Source organism: Pantoea sp. VS1, assembly GCF_002207995.1.
Classification (GTDB): Bacteria; Pseudomonadota; Gammaproteobacteria; order Enterobacterales; family Enterobacteriaceae; genus Pantoea; species Pantoea dispersa.
Window position 1 is genome coordinate 12,080 of the sequence record NZ_NHZE01000028.1, and the last position, 21,035, is coordinate 33,114.

The 21,035-nt window shown below is 55.1% G+C and carries 21 protein-coding genes; 2 read left to right on the top strand and 19 right to left on the bottom strand.

Annotation, left to right across the window (positions count from 1 at the left end; translation table 11 throughout):
- Positions 1 to 89: 89 nt before the first annotated feature.
- The 14 genes from CBW22_RS12445 to CBW22_RS26305 all read right to left on the bottom strand — a co-directional run bounded on the left by CBW22_RS12445 (position 90) and on the right by CBW22_RS26305 (position 13,761).
- Entirely contained in the window at positions 90 to 836 is a 747-nt protein-coding gene (locus tag CBW22_RS12445; RefSeq protein WP_088516812.1) for an aspartate/glutamate racemase family protein, read from the bottom strand.
- Complete coding sequence (locus CBW22_RS12450; protein WP_254919495.1) at positions 829 to 1,593, bottom strand: class I SAM-dependent methyltransferase; 765 nt, start codon at positions 1,591 to 1,593, stop codon at positions 829 to 831. Before CBW22_RS12450 ends, CBW22_RS12445 begins: the two co-directional genes overlap by 8 nt.
- Positions 1,550 to 2,779 (bottom strand): DUF711 family protein, encoded by a 1,230-nt coding sequence (locus CBW22_RS12455; protein ID WP_088516814.1) that lies wholly within the window; start codon positions 2,777 to 2,779, stop codon positions 1,550 to 1,552. The genes CBW22_RS12450 and CBW22_RS12455 overlap by 44 nt, the downstream gene beginning before the upstream one ends.
- Positions 2,779 to 3,450, bottom strand: coding sequence for an NTP transferase domain-containing protein (locus CBW22_RS12460; RefSeq protein WP_058757368.1), 672 nt, complete (start codon positions 3,448 to 3,450; stop codon positions 2,779 to 2,781). Before CBW22_RS12460 ends, CBW22_RS12455 begins: the two co-directional genes overlap by 1 nt.
- Complete coding sequence (locus CBW22_RS12465; protein WP_058757367.1) at positions 3,443 to 3,832, bottom strand: hypothetical protein; 390 nt, start codon at positions 3,830 to 3,832, stop codon at positions 3,443 to 3,445. Before CBW22_RS12465 ends, CBW22_RS12460 begins: the two co-directional genes overlap by 8 nt.
- Positions 3,829 to 4,608 (bottom strand): NTP transferase domain-containing protein, encoded by a 780-nt coding sequence (locus CBW22_RS12470; protein ID WP_071813657.1) that lies wholly within the window; start codon positions 4,606 to 4,608, stop codon positions 3,829 to 3,831. The genes CBW22_RS12465 and CBW22_RS12470 overlap by 4 nt, the downstream gene beginning before the upstream one ends.
- The gene (locus CBW22_RS12475; RefSeq protein WP_088516822.1) at positions 4,598 to 6,448 is read right to left on the bottom strand and encodes a glycosyltransferase family 25 protein; all 1,851 of its coding nucleotides are present in this window, start codon (positions 6,446 to 6,448) and stop codon (positions 4,598 to 4,600) included. Before CBW22_RS12475 ends, CBW22_RS12470 begins: the two co-directional genes overlap by 11 nt.
- A gap of 494 nt (positions 6,449 to 6,942) precedes the next feature.
- Positions 6,943 to 8,358: an EmmdR/YeeO family multidrug/toxin efflux MATE transporter gene (locus CBW22_RS12480; protein ID WP_058757364.1), complete on the bottom strand. Its 1,416-nt coding sequence runs from the start codon at positions 8,356 to 8,358 to the stop codon at positions 6,943 to 6,945.
- Between the two features lie 120 nt (positions 8,359 to 8,478).
- Complete coding sequence (locus tag CBW22_RS12485; protein WP_058757363.1) at positions 8,479 to 9,228, bottom strand: ABC transporter ATP-binding protein; 750 nt, start codon at positions 9,226 to 9,228, stop codon at positions 8,479 to 8,481.
- A complete protein-coding gene (locus tag CBW22_RS12490) occupies positions 9,221 to 10,096 on the bottom strand; it encodes an ABC transporter ATP-binding protein (RefSeq protein WP_021509824.1) in 876 nt (291 codons plus the stop codon). Before CBW22_RS12490 ends, CBW22_RS12485 begins: the two co-directional genes overlap by 8 nt.
- Positions 10,089 to 11,372 (bottom strand): high-affinity branched-chain amino acid ABC transporter permease LivM, encoded by a 1,284-nt coding sequence (gene livM / locus CBW22_RS12495; protein ID WP_088516815.1) that lies wholly within the window; start codon positions 11,370 to 11,372, stop codon positions 10,089 to 10,091. The genes CBW22_RS12490 and livM overlap by 8 nt, the downstream gene beginning before the upstream one ends.
- 10 nt (positions 11,373 to 11,382) lie before the next feature.
- Positions 11,383 to 12,297 (bottom strand): ABC transporter permease subunit, encoded by a 915-nt coding sequence (locus CBW22_RS12500; protein ID WP_021509822.1) that lies wholly within the window; start codon positions 12,295 to 12,297, stop codon positions 11,383 to 11,385.
- An 81-nt stretch (positions 12,298 to 12,378) separates the two neighbouring features.
- Positions 12,379 to 13,437 (bottom strand): branched-chain amino acid ABC transporter substrate-binding protein, encoded by a 1,059-nt coding sequence (locus tag CBW22_RS12505; RefSeq protein ID WP_021509821.1) that lies wholly within the window; start codon positions 13,435 to 13,437, stop codon positions 12,379 to 12,381.
- A gap of 162 nt (positions 13,438 to 13,599) precedes the next feature.
- Positions 13,600 to 13,761, bottom strand: a complete 162-nt coding sequence (locus tag CBW22_RS26305; protein WP_155519940.1) for a hypothetical protein — start codon at positions 13,759 to 13,761, stop codon at positions 13,600 to 13,602.
- A 74-nt stretch (positions 13,762 to 13,835) separates the two neighbouring features.
- Between CBW22_RS26305 and CBW22_RS12510 the strand changes: the two genes are divergently transcribed.
- Positions 13,836 to 15,290 carry an AMP nucleosidase gene (locus CBW22_RS12510; protein ID WP_021509819.1) on the top strand — a complete coding sequence of 485 codons (1,455 nt, stop codon included), beginning with the start codon at positions 13,836 to 13,838 and terminating at the stop codon, positions 15,288 to 15,290.
- Between the two features lie 46 nt (positions 15,291 to 15,336).
- Here the strand turns inward: CBW22_RS12510 and CBW22_RS12515 are convergent, their stop codons facing one another.
- Together CBW22_RS12515 and CBW22_RS12520 are read right to left on the bottom strand one after the other, a co-directional pair.
- A complete protein-coding gene (locus CBW22_RS12515; RefSeq protein ID WP_088516816.1) occupies positions 15,337 to 15,633 on the bottom strand; it encodes a hypothetical protein in 297 nt (98 codons plus the stop codon).
- A 338-nt stretch (positions 15,634 to 15,971) separates the two neighbouring features.
- Positions 15,972 to 17,270: an NCS2 family permease gene (locus CBW22_RS12520; protein ID WP_217899524.1), complete on the bottom strand. Its 1,299-nt coding sequence runs from the start codon at positions 17,268 to 17,270 to the stop codon at positions 15,972 to 15,974.
- 454 nt (positions 17,271 to 17,724) lie between these two features.
- Here CBW22_RS12520 and CBW22_RS12525 point away from each other — a divergent pair, with 454 nt between their 5' ends.
- Positions 17,725 to 18,471: a response regulator gene (locus CBW22_RS12525; protein ID WP_021509816.1), complete on the top strand. Its 747-nt coding sequence runs from the start codon at positions 17,725 to 17,727 to the stop codon at positions 18,469 to 18,471.
- Here CBW22_RS12525 and CBW22_RS12530 read toward each other — a convergent pair.
- From CBW22_RS12530 to CBW22_RS12540, 3 genes are read right to left on the bottom strand one after another with little or no spacing between them, the layout of a single operon-like run.
- Positions 18,408 to 19,460 (bottom strand): carbohydrate kinase family protein, encoded by a 1,053-nt coding sequence (locus CBW22_RS12530; RefSeq protein ID WP_059012353.1) that lies wholly within the window; start codon positions 19,458 to 19,460, stop codon positions 18,408 to 18,410. The genes CBW22_RS12525 and CBW22_RS12530 overlap by 64 nt on opposite strands.
- A gap of 1 nt (position 19,461) precedes the next feature.
- Positions 19,462 to 20,322 (bottom strand): ketose 1,6-bisphosphate aldolase, encoded by an 861-nt coding sequence (locus tag CBW22_RS12535; RefSeq protein ID WP_088516817.1) that lies wholly within the window; start codon positions 20,320 to 20,322, stop codon positions 19,462 to 19,464.
- A gap of 12 nt (positions 20,323 to 20,334) precedes the next feature.
- A complete protein-coding gene (locus tag CBW22_RS12540; protein ID WP_088516818.1) occupies positions 20,335 to 21,018 on the bottom strand; it encodes a D-lyxose/D-mannose isomerase in 684 nt (227 codons plus the stop codon).
- Between the last annotated feature and the right edge of the window lie 17 nt (positions 21,019 to 21,035).

Genomic DNA, 21,035 nt, shown 5'->3' on the forward strand with positions numbered 1-21,035 from the left:
GGGGAAAATCAAAGAAAGATTTTCACAGGCCCGGGTCGGGAAAATTAATGAGATAAGCGGCTCTTCGGCGTGGAAATAATTCGTCCGCCTTAATCACGCAGGCGGCGAAATGATATGGCGCGCAAAGCGGCACGCGCGAGAGCTTCACTCGAATCAATTAACGTCATTTCCTGCCAGATCGCGCTGTGTTTTAACAAACTCAACTCTGTGCAAGCCAGAATAATGTGCGTAGCGCCCTGTTGCTTCCAGCTACTTACGGCGTCCGCTAACTGCCGCATTGAGAGTTCAGACACGCTTTTTGTCGCTTTTATCTCGTTAATGCAGCGTGTCAAAAACTGTTGGGTGGATGCAGCGACATTGACGATCTCGGCGTGCTGTTGCGTAAGCGCATCCTGATAAAGCCTGCTCTGATACAACATTTGCGAACCGAGCACAACGACCCGCTTGCCCTGAGGCGCAATATGCTCAAGTGTGGCATCAATAATATTAATAACCGGAATAGCTACGTCCTTGCTCCAGCGCGACCAAAGGAGGTGAGCGGTATTACAAGGCACAACGGCAACCGTCGCACCTGCAGCAGCGAGTTCTGTAATAGTTGCGTGGATCCACGGAGAAGGATCACGTTCACCCAGTTGCAAATGACGCCCGCGGCTGGGAATTTTACTATTATTATCAATAATAAGTCGCGGATATTGCCACTCTTTATCTGCCTGAACCAGGCCATACAGCTGCTGGCAAAAATCCAGTGTTGCCCAGGGGGCTACGCCTACGACGCCTAAAACACCTTCATCTGCCGGCCAGCTAACATCGTCATAGAGAGGTGAAATATTAACCATTTTTTTGCTCAAAGTGATAAAGGCGTAATCGGGTTTCAGGATACTTATTAAGCATATGACCTTCAGGGAACATATTTTCACTCCTGGTTAAGCTGAAACCATGCCGCGCAAATAGGTCTTCGTATTGCTCAGCAGTTCGATATGTAGCCGAATACTCTGCTTGCAGATTCGCAGAATAGCGGTTATTGATTTCGAATCTTTCACCAACACCCGTACCATCACGCAATAATATAGTGCTTTCTGGTTTACTGTAAGCACGCAAATTACCTAACAATTTTTCAGCTTGCTCATCATTAAGGTAGATCATCAGACCAGAGATGAAAATGACATCGTAATGCTCTTGGCTACAATAATTCTCGGCAGATGAAAGAATGAAATCGACATTATCAATATTGCGTTTTCTGGCTTCAAGCTTACCCACTGCAATCATTGCAGCTGAAAACTCTACAGCGGTGATTTTTTTTGCGCCCTCATGCTGAAAGCGAAAAGCCCACTGCCCGACTCCGGCGCCGAGATCAAGTACCGTTTTCCCTGTCAGGTCAGGCAACCAGGCAAAAACTTTTTGCATCTCTGTGCGAATTTTAATATCGAGAAATTTTGGATCGTTTTCCAGATTTGCTAAACTTTCAAACGATAACTTATTGTAATTATCCGGTCGGCGATCCCAAAAATCCTTCACTTTTTTTGCATCTAACATTTCATTAAGCCTGATTTTAGCGATACGTCCAGCGTTCATTATCAGCAGAAAAATCAACATCACTTTTCGCGACATTCATAATGCGGCTATTGCAGAGGAAGTCATAATTAAAACGTGTAAATTCATTTACCTCTCCGCCAGGAATAGGTAATAAACGTACACCGAGCGGTTTCGTTAACCGCACCGCGAGTGCAGCCGTATCAAGAATAATCGCGGCAATATCTTCAGGCAGTGTCGAACCTGGCACCGGGAGCATATCTAATCCACACCCACAAACAGTTGACCATGCATTAAGCGTATCAATGCTTAATGCACGACGATTATTGGTACTCGCCAGGGCATCATCTTCCAGTACTGAGAACATGACGCCATTGAAACCCGTTGCGCGAGCACCACTGATTGCGACTGCGCTTTTAATCGCATTCGTCAGAATACTGGTTATAAAGAGTGATCCCTGAACGCCACCAGGACGCGCACCAAGATTCTCAACTAACCTGCCGACAGAAATACTGCCATCCGGAAAAGGCGCCAGCGAGGCATCCAGACCGGCATACTCAAGCCCTGAATCAGACGCCAGCTCATGACCGAATGCATCAATTTCGCGTAAGCGTGCGCAGAGTCGAAGAATAAACTGGTCAGCAAAGTCCGCCAGCAGCATGTTGCCTTCCCGCACCTGCTCACTCAATTCCAAAGCAATATCGGTAGTTTCGAGGGCAAAACTAAACTTCAGTGTCTCACCTTCATGCCGGGAAAACGGAAAAAAAGGGGCATTTGCCGGACAACGCAATGAGGCACCGAGGCGGAAATTATCAAAGCCATTATTACTGCGATGTGCTACCTGCAACATGAAACGGGCAACGTCATGGCTGGCTCGAATATTTATACCCTGCTCATCGGCTACCATCAGATTCAGAAACATACGCGGTTGCCTGAAGAGTAAAGCAAACGCGGCATCTAACCGTCCGCGGTAATTATCGCCATGCGTTAAGTCCAGCGGTAAGCAAAACCAACGAATATCAAGTCTTTCAGCCAACGCATTGATTGAATTTATTCGTGCTGGCAGGGTATAAATCTCATCTTCATCACGATCATTCAATGGTGGCAGGGTTAAACGTAATGTTCGCAGTGGCCAACGACGAGACTGGAGTTTATCAATCACTAACGTGCGAAAGTGATGTAAACGTGACTCTGAATGCCCGTCGGAAATAGCGGAGTAAGGCAAGCCCAGCGTAATAGCTCGTATCATTAACCGTGATCCTCCTGCATCAGACGCCAGTAATCTGCCAGCGTATTAATTTCATTAAATGCATGCTCCCCCAGGTCGTGAGCGTAGAGTGCTGTCGTTTTCTGACACGGTAACGTTTGGGCGGCATACAAATTACCATAACGCAGGCATTGCTTATGCCACTGACTCAGGAGTGCCATATCACTGACTTTAAACAAACCCATAGCCTCAGGGTGCTCTGCGGCGCGTATCGGTCCCAGATACGTCTCCTCCACGATGCCCTGGCGATTAACGTCACAATGAATGGAGGTCAGCATGCGATTATGCCGCTGGTGAGTCAAAACGAGATTTCCCTCAGCGTGATCCATTTCATGGATAAGCTGAGGAGAAAAAAACATATCTCCCGAGACAACGTACGTGGGGCTATTAATCTGATTCAGGGCCAATCCCAGGCTCATTGCATTATTAGTCGTTGCCCAGTTGTCGTTGATAACGTAATTCAGATCAGGGTAGGACTCCATAATCTGTAACGCACCAAAGCCAATAACTACGGTAATTTTTTTCCCATGAAAGGCATCAATAGCATAGTCGAGAATCGTTTTCCGCGTTTTGGGATGGCGAATTAAAACTTTATTTTTACCATCCAGTTGCAGGCTTCTGCCGGCGGCCAGAATGATGGCATTTTCAACCATGATAGCCTAACTCCTGCAGCGAAAATTGACATACCGGCATGGGTACAACGAAATCATGCTTTACCGTTTTATAAGGGTAGATGTCATTAATTAATGCACGCCTCGCCACTTCCTGCCAGTCAAATTGATGATTTTCGCGCAACGATCTTAAGGGCACCGAGGCGTAATCAAATCGTACGACCGGCACTCTTTTTAGTCCCAGACTGAGCGCGACTTCCATACGGTGCTGGCCGTCCAGTACCAGATTATGGTGTAGATCAAGCGCCAGAGGTTTTACCCATACGCCTTCCTGAATAATTTTATTACGCAACCATTCAACGCGACGTGAACTGAATTTTTCAATATGACGCAATTTTTGTGGTTCAAAAAACTCTACATTCATTTTAGTGCCTCAAAATTTTCTAATAATAAATGATAATCCGCAACCGCCTGCCGGTAATCGACTTCTTCGTTGAAAGATCTTGCAAACAAATCCGTAATATCTACAGCACGGCAGGGTAAGCAAGAGCGGTGTACAATCCAGGGTGCCATGTAATATTGCTGGGTGCTTTGCTGTAAAAACGTCTGCCGCAGGCGTCGATCGTTTTCCACCTGTTCCGGAGAGACACTTAGCAAGCCGACCATTTTCATCCAGCCATCAAACGCGGAGTCGTAATCGGGCACATAGGCAATTTTCTTTATAGCAGGTTCAGCTTTACTGGCTTCGACAATACCGCCAGTAAGGCAAGAGTTGTAATAACCATGGGTGAGCCAAAAACTGTCACTGCCCATTTCAGCTTGCATTAACCGCGGCCATACACGTGGATCCAGCAGAACATCCGTTTCAATAATTGTATAGCCATATTCAGGATGATTAAGCGCGCTGACACCTTTTTCAACGGATAATATGTTGACATCATTTTTATAATTATCATTGTGTGCTAACTTAATATTAGCATCAGCATAATTATCTTTAATCCAGCGTTCTACAACTGATGACTGATGACCGGTAACCAGTACAATTTCACGCTCGCCGCATTTTAACAGCTCAGTCAGCAACGTATCCAGCACGGTGATTTCACCGACCGGCAGCAAGCATTTAGGATAATTTAGGGTCAGATGCCCCATTCTCGTTCCCTGACCAGCAACCAGTAATATTGCGGCGCGTTTAGAAGACATTGTGATGAACTCCAGCGGGCATAAGGGTTTTTTCAATGATTTTTACAATCTCACTGCCTGCGCCCTGCTCTGGCATATGAAGTTCATCACGTAAAACCTGCAGTCGCTTATCACGCATGGGATCCTTGCCTGAAACAAGATTATCAACGAAAGTTTTAATATCTGCGGATTCATTCGCAACGTCATAAGCGTCATAAATAAATTCAGCGCTACTGTTAATACCGAGGCAATTTTCATGAGTCAGGAAAAGGATTGGCTTACGCGAAGGTAAATACTCCAGCAAAAACGATCCTGCATCTGCCATCAGCGCATCTGATTGTGAAAAGGCGTAGCGATAATCTGCAGAAAAATCCCACTCCACATGTGATTTGAGATGAGAGTATTCGCGCAGCATTTGCCAGTTCTGAGCAGTTTCGCTGTGTGTTCCGCGCTCTTTACGAATATCCAGAAATTGTTTAAAAAGCGGATGTGGCCGAATAATCAAATTGACGTCATCACGTTTGATGATATCAAGCATTGCCTGTGTATATAAATTAAACGTAGACCACATCTTTTCATCATCAGGCATGACGAAATGCGGCGCCCATAATAGCGTTGGCTTGTCTTTATTAACTTTGCCATCCGCCTGGGCGCCAAAGCGTGATGTATAGTTATCAAGCTTTGGATGTCCGCTAACATACACGTGTTGATTGCCATTTCCGCAATATTTAGCAAACTCATCTTTATGCCGCTGAGAGCGAACGAATACCCACCTGGCAACATTTTGACAAGGAAGATTGTACTGATAAACACGGTTTCTCTCGCCATCCCCCATATCTAACCCATAAGGAATATAGGCGATAGAAATATTGCGTCGATTAAGCGTCAAACTTTGCAGTTCATTGGGGCGTGCATCATCATAAGGATTTTGTAAAAAAACCACATGGGGTTTACGCGCCGTTATCTCATACTCATGATACTCGGTATACCGGATACCCTTATCATTTAATAAATCACGCTGTGCAGTGTAATCCGGTGCTTTTGCGCCCCGACTGAGATAGGGCGCCAGGATAATCTGGCAATCAAAATGTGGTTTACTCTGCATAGCGCGATATACCGACTCAAAGTTAGTCCAGCCGGGGGCCCACTGGAAAAAGATATCCACTTTTATCTTTTTTTCACTAGGTTGATAGACTGGCCAGACTATTTCTTCTAATTTTTTAGCAAAATGAGTTCGATAATCAACAAGTTGGTTTTCAATATCGCTTTTATCAGCGGCCTGATAGCCCGCGTTGGGAAAGATACCCAACCAGCGGTCACGTTTTATCAAACTATTCCAGCGGACATCTAAAGCCCAGCACTGAGGAACGCCACCCGCCAGCAACCCCTGCAAGCTTTCTGCATAATTATCAATGAGGGTGGCGTAGTAATCACCGTTCACAATATAAGCGCAAGCGCACCATGCATATTGCGGCTTAACCATAAAGTCCACACTTTTTAACGGCACGACGTTATCATAGTGGGCAGCGAGCAGCGCGACATGCCAGTTGATTTGCTGTAAAGAGGAGAGAAATAGGTCAATTCGCTTTTTGGTCTGAATATCATCATGGAAAACCATATCGTCTTCCAGAATCAATACATTTTTCCAGCCGTTTTGCTGAGCCATTTGCAGCACGAGAATGTGTGATTTAATACAGCCGATATAGCCTGGCGCTTCTTCAATAGCCTCAAAACGGACAATCTTTTCACGTGGTACGCCAATTGCTTTTAATTGACGAGCAATGCGCACCCTGCGATCTTTGCGTTTGTTCAGGTTGATGTATACAACCTTATCTATTGTCTGCCAGTTGACTGCCATCATCTCTACACCCATCGCACTAAGAAAGCTCTCATTTTCAGGACGGCGCAATAAAGACGATTCTTAAGGAAAATAAAAAAATTTTTTAGGTTAACTGGCAAGGGAGCTGCAGGGTGACGAGCCGGTTCCGGCAGCTTGTTCGGGCTGCGCCAGCGTTACAGCCATCGATCAATTCACTCGTGCTGAATCATCGCAGCTGGATGTATAACCGCCACGACGAAGGCAAGCTTTGTGAACTGTACTGCCCCGGGCTGCAAGTTTGAAGATTTGAGTAAACGCTTAATGAGTAGCAAGGTGCACAGTTGTCGCATCACGTTCGAATGCACGAAAGCGCTGAGTAAAGTTGCCAGCGGAAAGGCAGCGGTCAGCGCGAAAATAGCCGTGCGGCTTGAGGCGGGGCCGGGTATGGCAGGCATAGGGTACCATCTGTTTTTGCTGGCGCAATAACCCGATCATAAAACCCTGTACCTGTCTTTTTTTGTGGGGATTTCTCAGCGCTACGGGCCACTGCTCTTCGCGAGCATTTTGCGGTAATTGTTCAGCCATTTGCCGCTGGTCAAACGCCACCAGAAACAGATACCGCGCACCGTCCAGTCGAGGAACATGCCGAGCCAGACGCCAATCACCCCCATGCCCAGCACGATGCCGAGCAGATAACCGGCCACCACGCGCGCGCCCCACATACTGAACATCGATACATACATGGTGTACCGTGCGTCGCGCGCGCCTTTTAGTCCGGCCGGCAGCACCCAGGAGGCGGTCCAGACAGGCATAAAGGCGGCATTCAGCCAGATCAGGTGTTTGGTTACCTCAATCACCTGCGGATCGCGGGTGTAGAATCGCGCCAGCGTGCCCGCCAGCGGCACGGTGATAAACGCCAGCGTGCACAGCCCAATCATCGCCAGCCAGAATACGTGCTTGATCTGCCGCTCCGCCTGCATCACCTGATTTTTCCCTAAGCGCCTGCCGGTGATAATGGTCGACGCAGAACCCAGCGCGTTGCCCGGCAGGTTGATCAGGGTGGCGATGGAGAAGGCAATAAAATTACCGGCGATCTCATTGGTGCCCATGCCGGCGACAAAAATCTGCGTCAGCAGTTTGCCGCCGTTAAACAGCACGGATTCGATACTGGCCGGTACGCCAATCCCCAGCACTTCCATCAGAATGTTGCGATCCCAGCGGCGGAAATAGCTGGCCAGCGTGATTTTCAGCGCCGGACTGATGCCGCGATACAGCACGTAAATGGCCGCCGCCGCGCCAATATAGCGTGAAATGGTTAATCCCAGCCCGGCACCGACAAATCCCATCCCTTCCCAGCCGAGCGCACCGTAGATCAGCACGCTACTGATGATGATATTCAGGATATTCATGCCGCCGTTGATCAGCATCGGAATTTTAGTGTTGCCGGCACCGCGCAACGCGCCGCTGCCTATCAGCGCAATCGCCGCCGCCGGATAGCTCCACGCAGAGGTTTGCAGATAGCTGAGCGCCAGCTCTTTGACCTGCGGCTCGGCGTTACCGGCAATCACGTCAACGATCAGATGCCCCCAGAACTCGATGGCGATGACCAGCACAAACGCCAGCACCGTCATCAGGCCCAGCGACTGCCGCGTCGCCGCACGCGCACGCTTGCCGTTGCGTTTGGCCAGGCTGAACGCCACCACCACCGTGGTACCGAGATCGATGGCGGCAAAAAAGGAGATGATCACCATGTTGAAGCTGTCAGCCAGCCCAACGCCCGCCATCGCCTCTTTGCCCAGCCAGCTCACCAGAAAAGTACTGAGAACCCCCATCAGCATCACGCACAGGTTCTCAATAAAGATGGGCACCGCCAGTGGGGTGATTTCACGCCACAACAGCGTGCGATAAGCACGGCGTTTGGGATACCACGCCGTGTTTCTGATCGCCCGCATTACTGCTACGCCAGGATTTTGCAAGGGAGTACCAAATCACTTTGGTTAAGAAGTAGAATAATAATGATGATAGGCTGCTAACGATTATGCAAAGTGTTTCCCGTCACCATTTAATCATTATTACAAACTTTTTGCTGACTCCCCGCCCGCGCCGACGCTGCCACCCAGATAGGCGCTGCGCACCTCTTCGTTGTGCAACAGTTCGCTGCCGCTGCCGCTCAGACGAATTTCGCCATTGACCATCACATAACCGCGATCCGCCAGTTGCAGTGCGTGGCGCGCGTTCTGCTCCACCAAAAACAGCGTCATGCCCTGCTGCGTCAGCTCGCGCAGGATGCTGAAAATTTGCTTTACCACCAGCGGGGCCAGCCCGAGGCTGGGTTCATCCAGCAGCAGCAGACGCGGCCGGCTCATCAGCGCGCGGGCGATCGCCAGCATTTGCTGCTCGCCGCCGGAGAGCGTCATTGCCCGCTGTTTCCGCCGCTCCAGCAGGCGTGGAAACAGCGTGTACATGCGTTCTTTATCCTGCTTCATGTAGCGCTCGCCGATGGCGATGGTGCCCATCAGCAGGTTCTCTTCCACCGTCATATCCGGAAAGATGCGCCGTCCTTCCGGCGCCTGGGCAATACCGCTGGCGGCGATAAAATGGGTCGACCGCTGGCTGATGGGTTCTCCGCGCAGGCGAATTTCACCGCTGGCAATGCGCGGCTGACCAAAAATCGACATCAGCAGCGTGGATTTTCCCGCACCGTTGGCCCCAATCAGCGCCACGGTTTCCCCCTCCGCCACGGTCAGCGACACCTGCTTCAGCGCCTGCACCGGGCCGTAAAACACATCCACCTGTTCAAACGCCAGCATTGCTTCAGCCATGCTCGCTCTCCTCTTCCGCGCCGAGATAAGCGGCGATCACTTTCGCATCGTGTCGAATCTGCTGCGGCGTGCCCTGCGCAATCACGTCACCGTGATCCAGCACGACGATGTGATCGGAAATGCGCATCACCATCGGCATATCGTGTTCAATCAACAGCACGCTGATGCGGTGATCGGCGCGTAGCTGATGCAGAATCTGGCTCAGCGCCTCGGTTTCGACCGGATTAAGCCCCGCTGCGGGCTCATCCAGGCAGATCAGCTCCGGCCGGGTGCACATAGCGCGCGCAATCTCCAGCCGGCGCTGCTGACCGTAGGAGAGCGTGCCGGCCAGCCGATTGGCACTGCTGACCAGATCGACGCGCTCCAGCCAGTAAAAGGCGCGATCGAGCGCGCGACTTTCAGCCGCACGATAGCCGCGGGTATTGAGAATGCCGGCCAGCAGCTGACGGTTGACCTGCATATGCTGCGCCACCAGCAGGTTCTCCACCACCGACATCTCGCGAAACAGGCGGATGTTCTGAAAGGTACGCGCCAGACCGGCGCGGTTGACCAGATGTGCGCCGCCAAACATCTTGTACCAGATGCGCGAGCCCAGCCGCGCCGGCCGCAGCCAGTCACCCGGCTGAATCTTCTGGCCCAGCACCTGGATCACATCGGTGCTGCGCTGATGGGCATTGAGCACAATGCGCCCGCCGCTGGCGCGATAAAATCCCGTCAGACAGTTAAATACCGTGGTTTTGCCCGCGCCGTTGGGGCCAATCAGCGCGGTGACCGAGCCGCGCTCCACGCGCAGGCTGACATCATTCAGCGCTTTGATGCCGCCAAAGCGCATCATCAGGTTATCAACCTGCAGGATGGCATCACTCATGGCGTACTCCTTTTCTCAGCGGCACACCGACGCGTGCGGTGCGCACCAGGCCGCGCGGACGCCAGATCATCATCAGCACCATTAACATGCCAAACAGCAGCACGCGGTACTCGGCAAAGCTGCGCAGCAGCTCGGGCGCCACCGTCAGCACAAACGCGGCCAGCACCACGCCGAGCGTCGAGCCCATCCCGCCCAGCACCACGATGGCCAGAATCAGCGCGGACTCAAAAAAGGTAAACGAGGTGGGATTAACGAACCCCTGATAGCTGGCGAAAAATACCCCGGCGATACCGGCGGTTGAGGCGCCGAGCATAAAGGCCGACAGCTTCACCAGCACGTGATTCAGCCCCATGGCGCGACAGGCGATTTCATCTTCACGCAACGCTTCCCACGCCCGGCCAATCGGCATGCGCGTCAGCCGGTGCTTGATAAACAGCACCAGCAGCACTACCAGCACCAGCACCACGTAAATAAAGATGAACTTCATGTTGGGGTTGTAATCGAGATGCAGAAACTGGTGGTACGGTATGCCGCCCTCCTTTGCCCGGCGGGCGAATTCAAGGCCGAGAAAGGTCGGTGACGGCACCGAGACGCCGTTCGGCCCCCCGGTGAACGACAGCCAGTTATTCAGCACCAGCCGGATAATTTCACCGAAGCCGAGCGTGACGATAGCCAGATAGTCACCGTGCATGCGCAGCACCGGAAAGCCAAGCAGCGCACCGGCCAATGCCGCCAGCAGCGCAGCGATGGGGATCATGCTCCAGAAACCCAGCCCGAGATACTGATATCCCAGCGCCAGCCCGTAAGCACCAATGGCGTAAAACGCCACATAGCCCAGATCGAGCAGCCCGGCGAGGCCGACTACGATATTGAGCCCGAGTCCCAGCAGCACATAGATCAGCCCGAGAATCGCTACCGTCAGCAGATACTTGCTGGAGAGAAACGGAAACGCCAGGGCCACAACCAGCAGCAGCGGTATTATCCAGCGCAGGCGCGAGCGGTACCCGGGTTCACGCACGTATACGCCGTCATCGTTGCCCTCAAACTTGCGCAGAAAACGGCGCCCCACGGCGGTATGCAGAAACAGCCCCAGCAGCAAACGTCCTGCCATCACCACCGCCACCAGCAGCGCCACGCGCAGCGGCGACAGCGTAAAACTGTAGCCGCTGAGCACCACGCCCACCACCGGGCCGAACACCACCAGCGCGACGGCACCGGCCAGCAGCGTGTCGAGCAGCACCTGACGGATGCCGCTTGTTTGCGTCATTGCATTCATTCTGGCTTCCTCACACTTTGGCGACCAGCGGCCGGCCCAGCAGTCCCTGCGGACGGAAGATTAAAATCACCACCAGCAGCGAAAATGAGAACACATCTTTGTAATCGGAGTTCACCAGCCCGGCGAACTGCGCCTCGGCCACGCCCAGCAGCAAACCGCCCAGCATCGCGCCGGGCAGCGAACCGATGCCCCCCAGCACCGCCGCGGTGAAGGCTTTGATGCCGATAATGAAGCCGGCGTAGAAATCAAACGTGCCGTAATTCATGGTAACCAGCACCCCGGCCAGCCCGGCCATCGCCGCGCCGATGACAAACACCAGCGAAATCACCCGGTCGGTATTGATACCGAGAATCGACGCCATGCGCCGATCCTGCTGGACCGCACGGCAGATACGGCCCAGTTTGGTGTACTGGATAATCCAGGTCAGCAGCGCCATCCCGCACAGCGCCGCCACCAGGATAAACACTTTGGTCCAGGTGATTTGCACCACGCCGCCGTCGATCTCCATACGCAGCACGCCACTGAGCAAGGTGGGAATGCCCTGCTGATTCGGTCCCTGACTGAGCTGCACATAGTTTTGCAGAATCAGCGACATACCAATGGCAGAGATCAGCGGTGCCAGCCGCGTGGAATTGCGCAGCGGACGATAGGCAATGCGCTCAATGGCCCAGCCGTAAGCGGCGGTGACCACGATGGTGAACAACAGCGTGCCAAAGATCAGCAGTGGAAAGGAGTGAATGCCAAAGTAGCTGAGCAGCGCCAGCCCGATCGCACACAGATAAGCAGAGATCATGTACACCTCGCCGTGGGCGAAGTTGATCATGCCGATAATGCCGTAAACCATGGTGTAGCCGATGGCGATCAGCCCGTAGACCGCGCCCAGCGTCAGGCCGTTAATCAGCTGCTGTATAAAAAAGGCGTCCATATTGTCTCTCGCAGGTGGAAGGCGTGCACAGGTCACGCTCAGATGCGAACGGCCCCGCTGCGCGCGGGGCCGCAGAGCGAATTACAGCTGGTGATATTTGCCTTTGTCATCCCACTGATAGACCACGTAATCCGAGACTTTCAGGTCGCCTTTTTCGTCCCACGCCTTCTTGCCCATCACGGTGTCAACGCTGTTGGCCTTCAGCCAGTCGCTGGCTTTGGCATTGTCTTTACCTGCCGCTTTGTAGGCGGCGGCCAGAGCCTGAATGGAGGCGTAGGCGTACAGCGTATACCCCTCCGGCTCAAAACCGCTGGCGCGGAATTTTTCAATCACCGCTTTGCCATCCGCGATGGTGCGCGGGTCATTGCCGAAGGTCATGTACACGCCTTTAGTGAACTGCGGACCGCCGGCGGCAGTCACCAGTTCTTCCGTCACGATGCAGTCGCCGGAGAAGAAAGCCGCATTGACGCCCTGCTCGCGCATCTGCCGCACCAGCGGACCCGCCTCCGGATGGCAGCCACCGAAATAGACCACATCCGGTTTCACCGCGCCGATTTTGGTGACCAGCGCGTTGAAGTCTTTTTCACCGCGCGACAGCCCCTCATACAGCACCTCTTTGACGCCGCGTTTCTCCAGCGCCGCTTTGGTGGCATCCGCCAGCCCCTGACCGTAAGTATCTTTATCGTGGATCACCGCCACTTTCTTCGCTTTCAGCGTATCGAGAATATAGTTAGCGGCAATTGTCCCCTGCTGGTCATCACGCCCGCACATGCGGAACAGGGTTTTCATGCCGCGCTCGGTGATTTGTGGATTGGTTGAACCAGGCGTAATCGCCAGTACGCCCGCCTCGTCATACACCTCTGAGGCTGGCATGGTCGAGGATGAGCAGAAATGGCCCACCACCGCCATCACTTTGTCCTGATCCACCAGCCGGTTAGCAACGGCCACCGCCTGCTTGGGTTCGCAGGCGTCATCACCCTGCACCAGCACAATTTTTTCACCGTTTATGCCGCCCGCCGCGTTAATGTCCGCCGCGGCCTGGCTGGCGCCCTTCCAGTATTGTGTACCGTACGTAGCATTCGGTCCGGTAAACGGACCGGCCACGCCAATCTTTATGTCAGCCTGCGCGTAGAACGCCATGCTTAAACAACCTGCCATCACCACCTTCAATGGGTGTTTTATGAATTTCAAAGACATGCTTTCAATCCTCAACGGGTCAGGAACGGAGCCATACCACGGCCTGGGAGAAATCAATCTGAAACACTTCGAGAGCAGTGTGGTCAGCGCGACCACGGTTGAAATTTAAGCAAAAAGCTCGCCAGAGAAGACAATCGGTGACAATTTTTTTGCAGCGGCATCGCAGCCGGGCGGAAAACGTGCGATGTGGCCTCCCTGCACCTGATAAACATAGCCAGCCTTTTGCCGCCTACCAGCACCGTGATGGTGCAGAATGCGGTCGATCACAGATTCTTCATCGTGATGAGAGGTTTATCCGCTATGCTCTGGTCAAATCGGTCCAAATTGCTGAAGGAGAATCTATGAATACGCAACGGAACGGATTGACCACCGAACAGGCGCTGGATCAACTGGAGCGTCTGTATGACGACGCGGTTGAAGCGCTGCGCAACGCCATTCGCACGTTCACTGCCAGCGGCACACTGCCGGACGCCGGACTGCGCCAGCAGGGGCTGTTTGTCTATCCGGAGCTGCGCATCACCTGGCAGGGTGAAGGCCCGCAGCAAAATCGCACCCGCGCCTGGGGACGTTTTACCCACACCGGCCGCTACAGCACCACCATCACGCGCCCGGCGTTGCTGCGTCACTATCTCAGCGAACAGCTGCAGATGATCGAAAAAGAGTACGACGTGCTGATTGAGGTGGGCCCGTCACAGCAGGAAATCCCTTATCCCTATGTGATTGATGGCTCCGACCTGTCTCTGGACCGCTCCATGAGCGCCAGTATTGCGCGCCATTTCCCGACGACCGAACTATCGCAGATTGGCGATGAAACCGCTGATGGCCTGTTCAACGCCGACGCGCTGTTCCCGCTGTCGCATTTCGACGCGCTGCGCACCGATTTCTCCCTGGCGCGCCTGCGTCACTACACCGGCACCGCGGTAGAACACTTCCAGCCGTTTGTGCTGTTCACCAACTACACGCGCTACGTCGATGAGTTCGTGCGCTGGGCGATTGAGCAGGTGCAGGACCCCAGCACGCCGTACGACAGTCTCGCCTGCGCCGGCGATGTGGTGATTACGGCGGAGACGCAGGACCCAACGGCGATGATGTCGGATCTGGCGTGGAAGAAGCATCAGATGCCCGCCTGGCATTTAACCTCGCCCAATCGTCGCGGCATCACGCTGGTGAATATTGGCGTCGGTCCGTCGAACGCCAAAACCATCTGCGACCACCTCGCGGTGGTGCGCCCACATGCGTGGCTGATGATTGGTCACTGCGGTGGCCTGCGTGAAAGCCAGAGCATCGGCGATTACGTGCTGGCGCATGCCTATCTGCGTGACGACCACGTGCTGGACAGCGTATTACCACCGGATATCCCGATCCCGAGCATCGCGGAGGTGCAGCGTGCCCTGTACGACGCCACCAAAGCGGTCAGCGGTATGCCCGGCGAAGAGGTGAAGCAGCGCCTGCGTACCGGTACGGTCGTCACCACAGACGACCGCAACTGGGAGCTGCGCTACTCCGCATCTGCGTTACGCTTCAACCTGAGCCGCGCGGTGGCGGTGGATATGGAGAGCGCCACCATTGCCGCACAGGGCTATCGTTTCCGCGTACCGTACGGCACCCTACTGTGCGTCTCGGATAAACCGCTGCACGGTGAAATCAAGCTGCCCGGCCAGGCCAACCGTTTCTATGAGGGCGCGATCTCGGAACATCTGCAGATTGGCATCTGCGCCGTTGAGCTGCTGCGCGCCGAGGGTGACAAACTGCACTCCAGGAAACTACGCACCTTTAACGAACCGCCCTTCCGCTAAATCCGCTGTTCCGGCCCATGGACGGGCCGGATTTCTGCTGGCAACCTTAAATTTTCAGCACCGCCACTTTTACCAACCATGCCAGTACGGCGAGGATAGCCGGCAACATGAGGGTCCAGATCAGTCTGTCATTTAACCGTTCGAACTTTTTATCGATGCATTTCTCCACCTGACCGATCTCATTCATCAGTTGATTGCACATCAGCCCCTGTTCGGTACGCACGCGTTCCACGTCCGCTCTGGTGGCAAGGTTTTCAAAACGCGCGGTCAGGACCGCGACATCCTGCTGTAACAGCTGGGTGGTATTCGCCAGCTGTTCTACGTGTTGGGTTAATCGTACCATTAGCGGTGCTCCCTGATTTCTTAACGCCAGAAGGCGAGGCGGCAACCGATGCGGCAGCGTGCAAACGGGATAATCCATTATCTTGTCCTTCTTCAGCAACCTTGTGTCATCGCCTCACTCCACCGCTATTTAAGCAGAGCGGCAGCGATTAAACATTCCACGATCCCGCCACTGCAGGCAAAAAATTTGCGCATGGCAGAATTTACGGAGAGACAGTAAACAACAGGCCTGAAAGAGAAAAGTGGCGACGGGCAGGAATTGCGAGACATCACGCAAACAATCATTGCGCAAATGTAACAACTTACACGGAAGCCCGGGCGGGCTTCCGTTACACAGCATCAGGCACTCAGCCAGCCGAGTTTAATCACAAACAGAATCGACAGAATCACCAGCGCCGCATTGACCTCTTTGGTGCGGCCACTCAGCAGTTTCACCACCGTCCAGGTAATAAAACCAAAGGCGATACCGTTGGCGATTGAGTAAGTCAGCGGCATGGTCAGCGCGGTCACGGTGACCGGTGCAGCCGTGGTGACATCTTTCCAGTCAATTTCTGCCAGACCGGAAGCCATCAGCACCGCGACGAACAGCAGCGCTGGCGCCGTGGCGTAGACCGGCACGCTACCCGCCAGTGGCGAGAAGAACAGGCTGAGCAGGAACAGAATGGCGACCACAATCGCCGTCAGACCGGTACGGCCACCGGCGCTGACGCCCGCAGCGGACTCCACATAGCTGGTGGTGGTTGAGGTACCCAGCAGTGAACCGAACAGTGCAGCGGCGCTATCGGCGATCAGCGCACGGCCCATTTTCGGCACGTTGCCCTGCTCATCGGCCAGACCGGCGCGTTTCGTCACGCCCAGCAGCGTGCCGGTGTTATCAAACACGTCGACAAACAGGAACGCAAAGATCACGCTCACCAGGCCAACGTTGAACGCGCCGGCGATATCCAGCTGCATAAAGGTCGGCGCAATTGACGGCGGCGCAGAGAACACGCCTGCGAACGGCGTCAGGCCAATGCCCATCGAGATAAAGGTAACGACCAGAATGCCGATCAGCACGGCTCCGGTCACGCGACGCGCTTCCAGCACCACAATGATAAAGAAGCCAAGCAGCGCCAGCAGCGGACCCGGTTTGGTCAGGTCGCCCAGACCGACCAGCGTAGCCGGGTTATCCACCACGATGCCCGCTCCTTCCAGCGCAATCAGTGCGAGGAACAGGCCAATGCCTGCCGCAATCCCGGCACGCAGCGGCAGCGGAATGCTGGCAATAATCCATTCGCGAATTTTAAAAATCGACAGCGCAAAGAAGATCACCGCCGAAAGGAACACCGCACCCAGCGCGATCTGCCAGGCGTAGCCCATATGCAGCACCACGGTGTAGGTGAAGAAGGCGTTCAGGCCCATGCCCGGTGCCAGCGCGATCGGATAGTTAGCGATCAGGCCCATAAGAATCGAACCGATGGCCGCGGCCAGACAGGTGGCAACAAACACCGAGCCTTTATCCATACCGGTCGCCCCGAGGATGCTGGGGTTCACAAACAGGATGTAGGCCATTGCCAGAAAGGTCGTGATACCGGCAATGATTTCGGTGCGCACCGTGGTGTGGTGAGCTTTTAACTTAAAAAGTTTTTCTAACATCATCATCTCTCATCAGCGGAGACGGCCCGCAGGCCTGCTCTCTCTTGCCAAGGCGTTTTCCCGCTATTCCGCGCGTGGTGGCTAAGCTGACGCGGAAAAAGTGAGGAAAATTATTTTTTTATGCCGACGTTTTGCCACCGCTGGCAGCAGAACGTCGTGTGCTATCCCCTGTCCACATAGCAATTGCTATGCCACTCCCTGACGCAATCGTTTCCGTTTCAGCGTGCCGTTGCGGCTAAGAAAATTCTGAACCAGAACGAGGCGCGATTATGGTGCATTGCACCACCTGCGCGCAAACGTTTTCCCGCCATGCGCAGCCAGGGTTGAAATATTGCGGTAACGCACGCTTTCACACTCTGCCAGGCGATGGCGCTCACGTTTCTGCTGCGCGTTTCAGCAGCTTAAAAACGCCGGGTTACACTGCGTTTAACCCTTTCGCAACAAAAGAGGCAGTGCAATGAAGCCCGCGATTCTGGTCGTTGATGATGATCGTGCCATCTGCGAATTGCTGCACGATGTGCTGAGCGAACATGTGTTTACCGTTTATAGCTGTCATCAGGGGCGCGACGCCCTGGCGCTACTGGCGCAGCATCCGGAAATCTCCCTGGTGATGCTGGATATGATGCTGCCCGATACCAACGGCCTGCTGGTATTACAGCAGATGCAGCGTCAGCGCCCTGAGCTGCTGGTGATCATGCTGACCGGCATGGGATCGGAAGCCGATATGGTGGTTGGGCTGGAGATGGGCGCCGACGACTATATCGCCAAACCCTTTAATCCCCGCGTGGTGGTGGCGCGGGCCCGTGCGGCGCTACGCCGCTGCGGGCGACTGGCGCAGCCGGAAACGGTGATTGATGAGGGCTGGCAGTTCAATGGCTGGCGGCTGGATGATGTGCGTTGTCAGCTGTTTAATCCGCAGCGTGAAAGCGTACCGCTCACCCAGGGCGAATACAGCCTGCTGCGCGCGCTGGTCGGCCACGCGCGTAAGGTCCTGACGCGCGACCAGCTGCTGGAGCTGACCCACAGCGAGAGCCTCGACGTGTTCGATCGCACCATTGATGTGCTGATCATGCGCCTCAGACGCAAAATCGAGGCTAATCCGCATCAGCCGATCCTGATCCGCACCATTCGCGGACTGGGCTATGTTTTTTCCGCCGATGTGATGCGCCCGTCCGCCGCGGCGCGCGAAACGCAAATCGCCTGATCCATCCAGCGCTGCATCTCGCTTAGTGGCCGGATGCCGTCCAGCGCGTTGGCCGCATGCAGATTAAAGCTGGCGCAGGTATGGGCCAGCTTTAACGTCTGCTGCAGGCTGTAGTTCTGATGGCTGGCATACAGCACGCCGGCGCAGAAGGCGTCGCCCGCCCCAACGCTGCCGACAATCTCCTCTGCCGCTAAGCACCAGGCGGGCTGCCACAGGCCGTCGCCCGCTGACTGCTGGCCCCAGGCGCCTTCCGGTGCATGAATTACCACGCGCTGGCGCACGCCCTGCGCCAGCAGCCAGCGTGCCGCCGCAGCAAAAGCCGCCGGTGACGCCAGCGTGCCACTGCTGCGCAGCTCGATGCCGGTGAGCGCCTGCGCTTCCAGTTCGTTAATCACCAGATAATCGAGCCAGCGCAGTGCCGGCTTCACCAGCGCCTGATACTCGCCGGCGCGCGAAACCAGATCGAGCGAGGTGAGATAGCCGCGCTGCTGCATCTCCGCCAGCAGCCGGGCACTGCGGGTACCGTACTGCGCATCGGGCTGGTCGAGCTTATCCAGTAACAGCAGATAGCCGAGGTGGAAGATGCGGTGCGCGGTGGCGAGGTGAGCGAAGTGCGCCACATCGAGCTGCGCATTGGCCCCGCGCGCATGAAAAAAGGTGCGCTGACCGTCCGGCGCGGTCATCACCTGCGTCATTGCCGTGGCTACCGCACCGGTGCGCTGTACGTGCTGACGATCCACATGATGTTCATCCAGCAGCTGCAGCAGGTAATCGCCGTCGCTGTCCTCGCCCAGCATCCCCACGGCGGCCAGCGGCAGACCGACCTGCATGCGCGCCAGGGTAAACAGCACATTCAGCGCCGCACCGCCGCTGCATTTCTCGCTATGGTTAATCTCGGCCAGCCAGCCCTGTTCTGGCCAGTGGCTGATGCGCTGCACGTGATCCACCAGCATGTTACCCGCCGCCAGAATGCCGTTGCGTGCTGCCATGTCAGGCCCTCCCGGCGCTGCCAAACACCTGCATCTGCTGGGCCACAACGCTGGCGATGTCGCGTTCAACCGCCATTAACAGTTCGGCGAACGAGTCGTAGCGCGCGTCGCGCTGGGTGATTTGCGTTTCAATCGCCCCGAGCGCCGCCTGCGACATACCGGTGTAGAAGTTGATTTTGTGGATGCCGAGGCTGATGGCGCGACGGAAATCGGCGTCGCTGATGCCGGAACCACCGTGCAGCACCAGCGGAATGCCGGCCGCTGCGCGAATCGCCGCCAGACGGTCAAAATCCAGCTTTGGCTCGCCTTTGTATTTGCCGTGCGCGTTGCCGATGGCCACGGCGAGGCAGTCGATGCCGGTTGCCTGGACAAATTCCGCCGCCAGCGCCGGGTCGGTGAATTTATTGCTGTCCGCTTCGCCAAACAGCGCGCCACCCTCATCGCCGCCCACGGCGCCCAGCTCAGCCTCGACCGAAATGCCCAGCGCGTGGCACATCTTCACTACTTCCCGCGTCTGGCGAATATTCTCGTCATAGCTCAGGGTTGAACCATCGAACATTACCGAGGTGAAGCCGAGGCGAATCGCCTGCATCACCGCATCAAAATGCAGGCCGTGATCGAGGTTGAGCACCACCGGGATGGCGTGCAGCGCCGCTTCGGCACGGACAGCGGCGATCAGCGGTTCCAGGCTGACGTATTTAAAATGCACCTCGGCAATGTTGATGATAAACGGCGAACGCTGCTGCTCCGCCGCATGGAACAGCGCGCGCAGAAAGTGGGTATCGAGAACGTTGAACGCGCCGAGCGCGTAACCGTGCTGCTGCGCATGGGCGAGGCCCTGCGCCAGAGAGATCAGTGCCATGGAACACTCCTGTTATGCCAGCCAGCGGTGATATTCGTTACACAGCAGCCAGCGCGGCGCTTCATCCTCATCAATCGGATTAAAGCGCGCCAGCGGGGTAAGAAAGACGTTGTCGTGCTCATCGTCATTGGGCATGGAGACTTCGCCCACCAGCACATCGCCGTAGCCGGTTTCGCCCCAGAAGCTATGCCAGACACCGGGCAGTAACGTGACGCTCTCGCCCGGTGACAGCCGCAGTTGGGAACCGGCGGCATGGGTCTGGCAGATGCCATCCAGCGTGACCTGTACCGGCGAATCCGCCAGCCGATCGCCGTCGCGATTGTGTAGCGTGACAATCAGGTTGCCACCGCCGCGGTTGATAATGTCTTCCATTTTTTGCGGATGATAATGCATCGGCGTCACCTGCCCTTCGCGCACGTGCATGATCTTCTCCGCATACGGTTTGCTCCACGGCTGTCCGCCGCGTGAACCGTTGCGCAGGGTAAACAGCGTCAGGCCGGTCTGGCTGAAATCATCGGCACCAAAACTGGTGACATCCCAGCCGAGGTGCAGCGCCAGCAGTTCGGCAGCGGCTGAGGTGTCCAGCGCGCGCCACTGGCTGAGACCGTAATCGGCCCACGGCGGCAGATGCACATCCTGCCGCAGAAAGAATTCACGGGTCAGTTGCAAAATCGCGTTAACTTCGGAACGTTGCATAGCTGCGTCTCCGGCGG

Bases quoted from the DNA above. Each gene is read 5' to 3' on its own strand.
- CBW22_RS12485 (WP_058757363.1), bottom strand. From the start codon at position 9,228: ATGGCTGAAGCAATGCTGGCGTTTGAACAGGTGGATGTGTTTTACGGC.
- CBW22_RS12515 (WP_088516816.1), bottom strand. From the start codon at position 15,633: ATGGTACGATTAACCCAACACGTAGAACAGCTGGCGAATACCACCCAG.
- CBW22_RS12480 (WP_058757364.1), bottom strand. From the start codon at position 8,358: ATGCGGGCGATCAGAAACACGGCGTGGTATCCCAAACGCCGTGCTTAT.
- CBW22_RS12510 (WP_021509819.1), top strand. From the start codon at position 13,836: ATGAATACGCAACGGAACGGATTGACCACCGAACAGGCGCTGGATCAA.
- CBW22_RS12475 (WP_088516822.1), bottom strand. From the start codon at position 6,448: ATGATGGCAGTCAACTGGCAGACAATAGATAAGGTTGTATACATCAAC.
- CBW22_RS12470 (WP_071813657.1), bottom strand. From the start codon at position 4,608: ATGTCTTCTAAACGCGCCGCAATATTACTGGTTGCTGGTCAGGGAACG.
- CBW22_RS12500 (WP_021509822.1), bottom strand. From the start codon at position 12,297: ATGGACGCCTTTTTTATACAGCAGCTGATTAACGGCCTGACGCTGGGC.
- CBW22_RS12535 (WP_088516817.1), bottom strand. From the start codon at position 20,322: ATGGCACTGATCTCTCTGGCGCAGGGCCTCGCCCATGCGCAGCAGCAC.
- CBW22_RS12490 (WP_021509824.1), bottom strand. From the start codon at position 10,096: ATGAGTGATGCCATCCTGCAGGTTGATAACCTGATGATGCGCTTTGGC.
- CBW22_RS12460 (WP_058757368.1), bottom strand. From the start codon at position 3,450: ATGGTTGAAAATGCCATCATTCTGGCCGCCGGCAGAAGCCTGCAACTG.
- CBW22_RS12540 (WP_088516818.1), bottom strand. From the start codon at position 21,018: ATGCAACGTTCCGAAGTTAACGCGATTTTGCAACTGACCCGTGAATTC.
- livM (WP_088516815.1), bottom strand. From the start codon at position 11,372: ATGAATGCAATGACGCAAACAAGCGGCATCCGTCAGGTGCTGCTCGAC.
- CBW22_RS12520 (WP_217899524.1), bottom strand. From the start codon at position 17,270: ATGATGTTAGAAAAACTTTTTAAGTTAAAAGCTCACCACACCACGGTG.
- CBW22_RS12525 (WP_021509816.1), top strand. From the start codon at position 17,725: ATGAAGCCCGCGATTCTGGTCGTTGATGATGATCGTGCCATCTGCGAA.
- CBW22_RS12465 (WP_058757367.1), bottom strand. From the start codon at position 3,832: ATGAATGTAGAGTTTTTTGAACCACAAAAATTGCGTCATATTGAAAAA.
- CBW22_RS12445 (WP_088516812.1), bottom strand. From the start codon at position 836: ATGGTTAATATTTCACCTCTCTATGACGATGTTAGCTGGCCGGCAGAT.
- CBW22_RS12530 (WP_059012353.1), bottom strand. From the start codon at position 19,460: ATGGCAGCACGCAACGGCATTCTGGCGGCGGGTAACATGCTGGTGGAT.
- CBW22_RS12450 (WP_254919495.1), bottom strand. From the start codon at position 1,593: ATGTTGATTTTTCTGCTGATAATGAACGCTGGACGTATCGCTAAAATC.
- CBW22_RS12505 (WP_021509821.1), bottom strand. From the start codon at position 13,437: ATGGCGTTCTACGCGCAGGCTGACATAAAGATTGGCGTGGCCGGTCCG.
- CBW22_RS12455 (WP_088516814.1), bottom strand. From the start codon at position 2,779: ATGATACGAGCTATTACGCTGGGCTTGCCTTACTCCGCTATTTCCGAC.